The organism is Parasphingorhabdus sp., from assembly GCF_036963705.1.
In the GTDB taxonomy this organism is placed as follows: domain Bacteria; phylum Pseudomonadota; class Alphaproteobacteria; order Sphingomonadales; family Sphingomonadaceae; genus Parasphingorhabdus.
This window is the reverse complement of sequence record NZ_JBALUT010000019.1, coordinates 35,691-45,762: the sequence shown is the minus strand read 5'-3', so window position 1 is coordinate 45,762 and position 10,072 is coordinate 35,691. Positions and strand designations below refer to the sequence as shown.

Here is a 10,072-nt window from a genome sequence, read left to right as displayed (position 1 = left end):
GCAAATTTTCTTCCTGACCGTCCATGCGTTTTTCCAACAGGGACAGGCGCTGGGATATCATATCGACCTTCTGTTCGGTCGCGCCGTCGGCCGACGCCGGCGGCACAGCAAATGCTGCAGATTCTTGTTCCGCCGCGAACTGCGTTTGGGCTGGCTCTTGAAACGATTCCGCTGGAGCGTCCCGGTCCCAGAGATTGACCACCTCATGTTCCTGCGCAGACGCCGGTTCAAACGCGGGCTCGAACGGTTGTTCAAAAGTCTCCTCGTAGGGCTCATCAATCTCTTGCTCTGACGAGAGGATGGATGTTTCAGCCTGCTGCTCGGCCCCCGTGTCGCGCGCCTTTTTGGGCTTTTCCCACAGCGGACTTTTTATCTCGCCCGACGGCGCTAGCGGAGCGTCAATATCGATGTCTTCGCCATTCAGATCAGCAAGCACCCGTCCAACCATGGCCTGGTCGATCAGTTCGGCATGCTCGATCGATCCCATCAGCAAAACCCGGCTCATCAATGTATTGATTTTGCGAGGCACGCCATCGGTCTCGGCAAAGAGCAAACGGAATACGTTGGAGGTAATTTTCGGACGCCCCGACCAGCCGCTTTTCGACAGGCGATGGGTGATATAGGGCTCGATTTCTTCGGCGCTCATCGGATCGAGATGATGATGCGCGATAACCCGCTGTCGCAATTGCTCCAGCTGGTTGGAATTTTCCAGCATGTCGCGGAATTCCGGCTGGCCGAGCAGGAATATCTGCAGCAACGCCTGTCCGCCGAGCTGGAAGTTGGACAGCATGCGCAATTCTTCCAGCGCATCAACCGGCAGATTCTGAGATTCATCGACAATCAGCAGGCAGCGTCGACCGGCCCGTGCTTCGGAATGAAGAAATTCTTCAAACGCGCCGAGCAGCTGCGCCTTGTCCATATGGTCGGTGTCGATATCGAAATGATTGGCAGCGACGCGCACGATATCCTGGCTGTCGAGCTTGGTGGTCACGATATTGGCCGCGGTCAGGCGCGCTTTGTCTATCGTCGCCATGAGATGGCTGACCAATGTGGTTTTACCCGCACCGACATCGCCGGTGATGACGATGAAGCCCTCACCCTGAGCCAAGCCATAGCCGAGATAGGACAGCGCCTTGCGATGCGTCAGGCTCTCGAAATAGAAATGCGGATCCGGGGTCAGCTGAAACGGCCGACCGGTTAATCCATAAAATGTTTCATACATGCGCGTATCTCCGATCAACGACTTTGTTGATGCTCTTAAAAATCATATCTGAGGCCCAGCAGTGCAGAAGCGGTGAGCTCGCTGTCGAAGCCCTCCTGTCGGTAGCTGTCCAGACCAACCGCTGCGGTACCCTGTAAACCTGGCAATATCCGCCGATAATATGCTGCATTGGCACCGACCCCCAGAACATTGGGAGCCCCTGCAAAACCGCTATCCAGCAGATTGGCATAAACATTCGCATCGAAACTGGAATATGTATCAATGTCGCGGCCAATTGACAGATTGGTATAATAATTCTCGTCTACCAGACCGTCGACGGCAGCAACCGCTCCCAATTGCGAAGCAAAGAAGCGGCGGCGCGCATATCCTACGCCAAGGCCGGCCTCCCACCCTTGATAATTATAGGTGTACTGCCCGTTGACGCCGCGTGCGCGGAAGGAGGACGAGGCCGCCGACTGCAACACATCGTTGAAACACAGGCCACCCGACTGGCCGAAGGCGCAACCGTTTAGTTCGCCGCTAAGAGGATTGCGCGAGCTGGAAAAACTGGTGCCCAGGTTGGCCAGATTGTCGTTGAGCAAACTGCCAAATCCCGAAACCGTGTCATAGACAGAGATATTCACCGCTGTGTTCGGATTAGGCTGATAACCGAAGCTACCGTAATAGGTCTCGCTGCCGTAGCGCTGTCCTACCCGTGCCTCGAGCGAAGTACGACGGCTGGGTCGCCACATTACACCAACATCCCAGATTATTCCGTCCTGGTCATAAGACAGCAACCGTGGCGAAGTTTCATCGGTGACGAGACGGCCATCATTGTCGACAACCGCATCACCGTTGATGTCGCGGACAGCATCGCGTTCCGAAATCTCGATATCTTCATAACCGACACCGCCGACCACTGCCAGCGTTGCAGAGACCGGAACCGTGACATCTGCGCGTGCATATTTGCCTTCATAGCGCTGATCCAGTTGCCCCGCGTCTTCGCGTTCCCAACCGGCCCCGACGGACCAGCCGAACGGCAGGTCGCCTGGCTGCATACCAACACTGGCGCTGGCCGAGTGGCTTACACTATCATCAAAAATATCAATCGGAAGCTGACCCGGAGGCAAGGCTCCGGTATCTTCGCTTTCGACCTTGGTATAGCCGAGCCGGTAATTGGCATTCACATCCAGTGCGCCGACCTCGGTCGACAGATTCGGACCGGCATAGACCGAATAGACTTGCGTTACATTGTCGATATTGCCGACCGTATTGGAGGGCGACTGACCGCGCAGATCAACCCGGCTACGGGTCGCAAGCGCCCCCGCTTCGAGCGACAGGAGGCCGGGAACGACCTGCACGCCACCGCGAGCCAATCCGGTAATCACATCATCATCGCCAAAATCATCCTGATAGGAGATGCGGCGTTCATAACGCACGTTCAGTTGGGCTTCGGCGTTGCGCGTCTGGATTGAACTGTCGATGCCGGCGGCGACCGATGTATAGGTCAGCACGTCGCCACCGTCGTTCAGATCGGCGACCAGGACTTGCTGGATCTCGATATAAGGAGTCACTTCGGCCTTGCGCTCGCGCGCTTCAGCGGCTGGAATGGCCAATCCCAGCAAGGGCAGAACTGTCGCTCCGCATTTAAAGACCTTGGCTATTGCTCGCGAGCTCATGGCTTACTCTCCATATCCATAATAGGATCCAAAACGTCTTCCGGTCGGCGAAAATTTGGTGCCGTTCAGAAGAAGTTGGATATGTTCACAGCCGCCCATCAAACTCAGCGCGTCGCGCAGGGCGGTTTCGGTTGTTTCGTCAGCTTTGACCACCATCAGCACCTGGCCGACATGAGTCGCCAGCACCGATGCCGGAGATGCCGACAATGCTGGGGGTGAATCAAAAATGACAATGCGGTTCGGATTATGCTGGGTCAGACGATTGAGCACTTGCTCGGTTCGCGCCGACGCCAGATATTCGGTATCGGCATTGGTCTGATCACCGGCCGGCAGAATGGCGAGACCGGGAATATCGGTATGGATGATGCAATTCTCGACCGGCAATTCCGGATCGGCAAGCGCATCCATCAGGCCTTTGCTGCCTTCCAGACCGAGGCTGGACAATATGCTTGGTTTCGCAAAATCGGCGTCAACCAGAAGGACTTCGTTATCCTTCTCCGCGGCAATCGATAGCGCGAGGTTAAGCGCGCAGAAAGTCTTGCCCTCATTGGGATGGGCGGAACAGATCAATATCCGTTCGCCATGCGGTACCGGCGCAGTTTTCTGGCTGCCCTTGGCGACCAATAGCAATTGCCGTTTGATGATCCGGAATTCTTCGGAGATGCCGGTAACTGGTCCATCAGGAACGATGAAGCCGGCTTCCCTCAATTTGTCGCGATCGACGATCACCCGTGGACCGTCATAGGCAGCTACCGGGCGTTGCGGGGCCGGGCTCACTTGCTGACGACGAGACTCCGGCGGTTGAGCGCCGGCGGCATTATCATGATGATCAATCGTCCGGATCGCGGGGATATAATCATAGATTTCCCCTGCCCTTTCGAGCAGCGAACCTGGTTTTCTGGGGGGACTATATTTGTTCATCATTGCTCCCTCAGGCGACCATGCCGCGCTGGATAAATTCCACGATCATCAACATCCCAAAGACACCGAAGAGCGCACCGCTTGTGCCGTAAAAAATACGTAATTTCCGCCCACGCGCCGCGCGCTGGACGCTGGTCAGAACCTGCGAGACCGAACCGATCACCGGCAACCCGCTGGCTTTTTCCAGTTTGGATGCGGTCGGATAGCTGGTCTGCAAATGGCCCATCGCGAAAGCCGTACCGATTCCGCCACCAATGCCGGCGAACAATACCAGGGCCAGCAACAACGGCCGATTGGGCGCAGCCGGAGATCGTGGGCTGGATGGCGGATCGATCACGCGGAACTTCACCGAGTCGGTTTCGGATTCCACCTGACCACGCAGTTTGATCTGCTCCCGGTCGGTGAGCAGCTTGTTGTACTGATCCCTCAAGACTTCATGGTCGCGATTGATCCGCGACATTTCTGCGGCAATACCCGGTTCCAGAGTCTGCTTGGAAGCCAGTTGCGCCATATCCGCCTGCAGCGCGTTTTTCCGTGCCTGCAATGCAGCAACCGTCGCCTGGCGTTCGGCACGCATGCTCTGCAAAGAACTATAGGCAGGGTTTGGCGTGCGATAGCCACCGCCACCGGCTGGTTCCTTGGCGGCTTGAATCCGGAGCGCGGCGATTTCGTTTTTCATCGCCACGACATCGGGGTGGCTGTCAGTCCAGCCACGGGCACGAGCAGAAGCCAATGTCGACTGCGCCTGCGACAATTGAGCACGGGCTCCACCGCCACCAGCGGCGCCACCCGGCGTTGCGATAGACGAAGGTGTACCGGACAGCTGACCGTTCAAGGCGGCCAGCGAGGCGGAGGCCTGGCTGAGTTGAGAATCAATCTGGCTCTGCTCGGCGCGGGCCGCTTCCATTCTCTGGCTGATCGACCCGATACCCGGCAGCAGGCCCAGGTTTTCGGTCTCGAACTGCACCCGCTTCTGCTCGGCTTCCTGAAGCTCTTTTTCCCGTTGGGCGAGCTGGGCGTCGAGAAACTTGATTGTCTGGCTGGTTTCATCGCGGTCACCGGACAGATTTTCTTCGACAAAAATATCGATCATTTTCTGGACAATATCGCGCGACAAAACGGCATTTTCCGCGTCGGAAAGATTGCTGGCCGAGGACGTCGCGATGATCTCGAAAAGATTGTCCTTTTCGGATTTTATCTGGATGCTCTTGCGCAGCATCTCGACCTTACCAGCCAGTTCCCGGTCGCTGGAAACCGACTCGTTCAGCGCCGTGCCACGGACAACTTTTTCAAGATTGATGGTCGATGCCAGGGTTTCCTGAACCCGCTCCATATTCTTCTTGCGCTCGCGTGCATCGACACCAACCTTGTCAGATAATATCGACTGCATTTCCACCGAGATGCGTGCCTTTGATTCGTAACTATTGGGTATCAACGCGACAACCAGCCAGCCGAGCAGGCACAGCCCCCAGGCAACAGCCAATGCCAGCCAGCGCCGGTTCCAGACGCTGTGCACTGCTATTCGAAATTCATCATAAAGGCTGTTCATGAGCTCTTTTCAATTCCTGTCAGATGGGGCCTAAACCGGATCAAAACATGCTTTCCGGGATGATGATCACATCACCGGGACGGAGCATGACATTGGCTTTGGCTTCTCCTTTTTTCAGCAAGTCGTCGATGCGCAGTGCAAATTCTTTCTGTTGTCCGGTCCCGCGGTCATGCCGGATCAGCCGGGCGCGATTGCCCGACGCAAATTCAGACAGACCACCGACCGCGATCATCGCATCGAGCAAAGTCATATTGGCCCGGTACGGAATAGACGCAGGTTTTTCAGTGGCGCCGACGACACGGATTTGCTGAGAAAATGTGCCGGAGAAATTGTTGACGATAACCGAAACCAGCGGCTCGTTGATATATTGGGAAAGCTGCAGCTTCAGATCCTGTGCCAGCATAGCGGGGGTTTTACCTACCGCAGGCATATCGGTGATCAGCGGTGTGGTGATCCGGCCATCGGGACGGACCTGAACCTTCGCGCCCAGTTCGGGATTCCGCCATACAAAAATGGTCAGTTCGTCGAGCGGACCGATCACATATTCTTCGCCAGGCCCTTCCTGCATGGAAACAAAGGAAGCCGGGGGAAGCTGGGGGCCACTGGAGTTGCCGGAACAACCAGCCACGGAAAGTGACGCCATTCCTGCACCAACCATAAACTTTGCCAAGTGCTTGTTTTTCATAGCAGAACGCATTTTATACACCTCGTAAAAACTCTTTGTTGAACGACCGATTTCCGACGGAAAACGGGCAGATCACACAAAGTCACGGGATGGCTATGCTAGAAAATAGTGAATATTGCGTTAGGACTAGCTGAATTTCAGATTAACAGGTTTGGCACTTTGACACCAACCAATGCTCTTGAAACTAATCGACTAATATCTCTTTCGCGGGACCCTGACCGAGAAAATTCGCGGGGCTTGCCGTCGACCCGTAGGCACCGGCACAGAAAATCGCCACGATGTCACCGACGTTCGCTTTCGGCATGGCGGCATTGTCACTTAAACGGTCAAGCGGCGTACAAAGGCAGCCGACGATGGAAACTGTTTCGCTAGGCGCTTCTTCAAATCTGCTGGCGATGGCTGCGGGGTAGTTGCGTCTAACCACGGTTCCAAAATTGCCGCTTGCCGCGAGTTGATGATGCAATCCACCGTCGGTGACGAGGAATATCTGGCCCTGGCTCTCCTTGCGATCGACGATCCGAGTCAGATACACACCTGCTTCACCGACAAGATAGCGGCCGAGTTCTATGGCAAATTGTGTGGAAGCAAGGATATCGGGCAGCCGCTTGAACTGTTCCGAAAGGGCATTCCCGACTTTTACAATATCTACTGGCTCATCGCCCGGGAAATAGGGAATGCCAATTCCACCACCAAGGTTAACATGGTCTGGTGCTCGGCCAATCATCGTCGCCAGACGGGCAGCGAGCTCCAGCGTCTGCGCCTGCGTCTCAATAATCGCATCGGCACTGAGCGCTTGCGAACCGGCAAAAATATGAAAACCGCGCCAATCCGCTCCAGCTTCCAATATCCGCTTTACCGTTGGCGCTACCAGTTCAATATCCATCCCGAACGGTTTCGCACCGCCACCCATTTTCATACCCGACCCCTTGAGGTCAAAATCTGGATTCACCCGAATCGCAAGTCGCGGTGTGCGGCCAAGATCAGTACCGATGCGCAGTGCCCGGTCGCATTCACTGGGCGATTCGATATTGATGGTGACGCCCGCCTGGATCGCCTGTTCGAGTTCTTCGTCCCGTTTGCCGGGGCCTGCAAAGCTGATATGTTCCGGAGCCGCTCCCGCATCGAGAGCCATCCGCAGTTCCCCGCCGGAAGCGATATCAATTCCGTCGGCCAGCCCGACCATATGGCGAAGCAGGGGCGGAAAGGGATTGGCCTTCATCGCATAATGCAGATCAAGCGCATCAGGCATGGCCGCCCGCAAATGCGCCATACGCGCGTCGAGCCGGTTGCTCGAATAGACAAATAGCGGGGAACCGCTCTCCGCTACCAGCGCACTGGTTTTCTGACCGCCGATAGCGAGTTCACCATCAATCGCGGAATATCCTGGCGGGATTGGTCCTATCGCTTTGGTCTTGATCATTCGATATCCATGCTGGCCAATGCGTTTCGGTCCAGCTTTCCATTGGGGTTCTTGGGAAATTCAGAAAGCGGGACAATATCCCTCGGGTGCATAAAATTCGGTAAATTCTGCTTTAAATATTTTCCCAGCTGATCGCTGATCGCTGCAGATTGTGGCTCTGGATCAACCGCCCGGACAAATAACCGTATGGCTTGACCAAGACGTTCATCCGGTACGCCCAAGGCTACCGCTTCTGCGATTATTCCTGATTCGACCGCAATCTCCTCGATCTCGGTCGGGCTGATCCGGTTGCCCGAGCTCTTAATCATCGCATCATCCCGGCTGACAAAATAGAGCAGTCCGTCCTCGCTGCGCTTCACGGTATCACCGGAGAAAACCGCTGTCCCGCCATAGCTGGAGGCCCCGGGTGCTTTTTTGAATCGTTGCGCCGTCCGTTCTGGGTCACTCCAATAGCCCTGCGCCACCAGCGGCCCGCAATGGACCAGTTCGCCGGCCTGATCGGGTCCGGCAATGGCCCCTGTTTGATCGACCACCAGAATTTCGGCGAAAGGTATCGCCCTGCCCATGCTGGTCGGATTATCATCAATCAGAGCGGGATCCAGATAGGTTGATCGAAACGCCTCCGTCAGACCGTACATTGCATAAATATCGGTTCCGGAACCGAATATGCCGCGCAATTGTTTAACCAAAGTCGGGGTCAGCGCACCACCGCTATTGGTCAGTCGCCGCATTGACGTCACGGCCTCTTCGGGCCACTCATGCTCGACCAATTGGACCCATAGCGGCGGCACAGCGGCCAAAGTGGTGATCTGTTCGCGCGCGCATGCCTTCATGACGTCACGCGGCGTCAGATAGTCCAGCGGCACCGCGCATCCGCCAGCGGCCCAAGCGGAAAACAGCTGGTTCTGGCCATAGTCGAAGCTGAGCGGCAGTACGCAAATGGTCCGATCATCGTCGGACAGTTTCAGATATTCCGCGACGCTAAGCGCACCCAATGTCAGATTGGCGTGACTGAGCATGACTCCTTTGGGACGGCCCGTGGAGCCGCTGGTGTAAAGAATCGCGGCCAGATCATCGGTATCGGTCGTTGCTGCACTGGGCACCATCGGTTCCGCAATCGATTCCAGATCGGACGAGACAATCTTGTCTTCGAACAAGCCGCAATTGACTTCACTGTCTTCCAGCGTTTTCAGGCGCCCGGCATTGCTGATCAACAGCCTCGCACCGCTGTCGGCGACGATATGAACGACTTGAGCCGGTTTTAGCAGCGGATTGACCGGCACGTGGACCAGACCGGCCCGCGCCGCAGCCAGCGGCATGATGCAGGCCAGCTCCGTCTTCGCCAGCCATGTCGCTACCCGGTCGCCTTTGACAAGCCCCTGCCCCTGCAGCCATGCCGCCAGCAGGCCAACACGATGATTTAACATCTTGTAGCTAAGAGTCCCCGAACGCATGACGAGAGCGTCCGCTTCCGGCTCCTTGCCTATCGCAAGATGGTCGAGCGGGAATGCGACATTTTCGGATTCAATATTCAATTGGTTTGACCTATGGGAAAAAGAGCAGATTTGTGACAGATACGACCTTAACCATGACCAGCGAATATCATAGTAATTTTCAATCCGTGCAAGCCATTGCAGGAGAAAAGCTGGGCCGTTCGGTCCAGAAATCGCTGTTCGACCGGATCGACTGGCTGAGACCGCTGCATGAGCTGTGTCTTCCGGACAAGTCCCCGTTGATCGTCCACAGCACCGAAGGCGAAGCCGAAGCCTGGATGTTCCTGATGAAAACCGGACTCGGACGCTACGCTGCACTAGCCAATTGGTATAATTTCACCTTCCGCCCGATTTTTCTCGGCGACTATGATGAAGTGACCAAATTGGCTCTGCTCGCCAAACTGGCCAAAGAACTAAAGTCCACATCTCATCGCATTGAAATTACGCCGGTTCCCGACGAGGATTCCGCAGCTAGCCTTACCGAACGTGCGTTTGAGCAAGCCGGCTGGATCGTGTTCCGGTCCAAGGCCGATGACAATCATATCCTCAACGTCAAAGGGCGCACGTTCGACCAATATTGGACCGATCGCCCCGGCCAACTGCGCAGCACCGTTCGGCGCAAAGCCAAGAAAAATCTTGTCTCCGTCAGGATTGAAAAGGAGTTTTCCGACGAAGACTGGAATGACTATGTCTCCGTTTACGAACGCAGTTGGAAACCCGAAGAAGGCAATCCCGACTTCCTGAAGAAACTGGCTGAACATGAAGCTGCTGCGGGCTGCATGCGGCTTGGCCTCGCCTATATTGACGGCCAACCGGTTGCCGCACAATTCTGGACCGTCGAAAATGGCGAAGCGCTGATTCACAAGCTGGCGCATATCGAGGATGCGACAAAATCTTCGCCCGGAACCTTGCTGTCCGTAGCCATGTTCCAGCATGTGATCGATATCGATCATGTCGATCTGATAGACTTCGGCACTGGCAATGACGGCTATAAGCGCGAGTGGATGGAAGAGGTGCGTGACCGCTACCGGCTGGAATTTTACTGGCCGAACAACCCGTTGTCGTGGTTACCGATTTTGCGACATTATGCCTCGGGCCTTGCCGGAAAGCGCGCTTCGCTTTAG

8 protein-coding genes are annotated in these 10,072 nt (G+C 55.8%); 1 reads left to right on the top strand and 7 read right to left on the bottom strand.

Annotation, left to right across the window (positions count from 1 at the left end):
* The 7 genes from V7680_RS06755 to V7680_RS06725 form a co-directional block, all read right to left on the bottom strand.
* The coding region (locus V7680_RS06755) for an XrtA/PEP-CTERM system-associated ATPase (RefSeq protein ID WP_335652521.1) at window positions 1-1,222 on the bottom strand (1,222 nt) is incomplete at its 3' end.
* Window positions 1,223-1,257: 35 nt separating this feature from the next.
* Window positions 1,258-2,880 carry a hypothetical protein gene (locus V7680_RS06750; protein ID WP_335652520.1) on the bottom strand — a complete coding sequence of 541 codons (1,623 nt, stop codon included), beginning with the start codon at window positions 2,878-2,880 and terminating at the stop codon, window positions 1,258-1,260.
* A gap of 3 nt (window positions 2,881-2,883) precedes the next feature.
* Entirely contained in the window at window positions 2,884-3,801 is a 918-nt protein-coding gene (locus V7680_RS06745; RefSeq protein ID WP_335652522.1) for an AAA family ATPase, read from the bottom strand.
* A 10-nt stretch (window positions 3,802-3,811) separates the two neighbouring features.
* On the bottom strand, window positions 3,812-5,350 hold the full coding sequence (locus V7680_RS06740; protein ID WP_335652519.1) for an XrtA system polysaccharide chain length determinant: 1,539 nt from the start codon (window positions 5,348-5,350) through the stop codon (window positions 3,812-3,814).
* Window positions 5,351-5,390: 40 nt separating this feature from the next.
* Window positions 5,391-6,008: an XrtA/PEP-CTERM system exopolysaccharide export protein gene (locus tag V7680_RS06735; RefSeq protein ID WP_442954984.1), complete on the bottom strand. Its 618-nt coding sequence runs from the start codon at window positions 6,006-6,008 to the stop codon at window positions 5,391-5,393.
* Window positions 6,009-6,219: 211 nt separating this feature from the next.
* Window positions 6,220-7,455 carry a pyridoxal-dependent decarboxylase, exosortase A system-associated gene (locus tag V7680_RS06730; protein ID WP_335652517.1) on the bottom strand — a complete coding sequence of 412 codons (1,236 nt, stop codon included), beginning with the start codon at window positions 7,453-7,455 and terminating at the stop codon, window positions 6,220-6,222.
* The gene (locus tag V7680_RS06725) at window positions 7,452-8,990 is read right to left on the bottom strand and encodes an acyl-CoA ligase (AMP-forming), exosortase A system-associated (RefSeq protein WP_335652516.1); all 1,539 of its coding nucleotides are present in this window, start codon (window positions 8,988-8,990) and stop codon (window positions 7,452-7,454) included. The genes V7680_RS06730 and V7680_RS06725 overlap by 4 nt, the downstream gene beginning before the upstream one ends.
* Before the next feature lie 32 nt (window positions 8,991-9,022).
* Between V7680_RS06725 and V7680_RS06720 the strand changes: the two genes are divergently transcribed.
* Window positions 9,023-10,072, top strand: coding sequence for a GNAT family N-acetyltransferase (locus V7680_RS06720; RefSeq protein WP_335652515.1), 1,050 nt, complete (start codon window positions 9,023-9,025; stop codon window positions 10,070-10,072).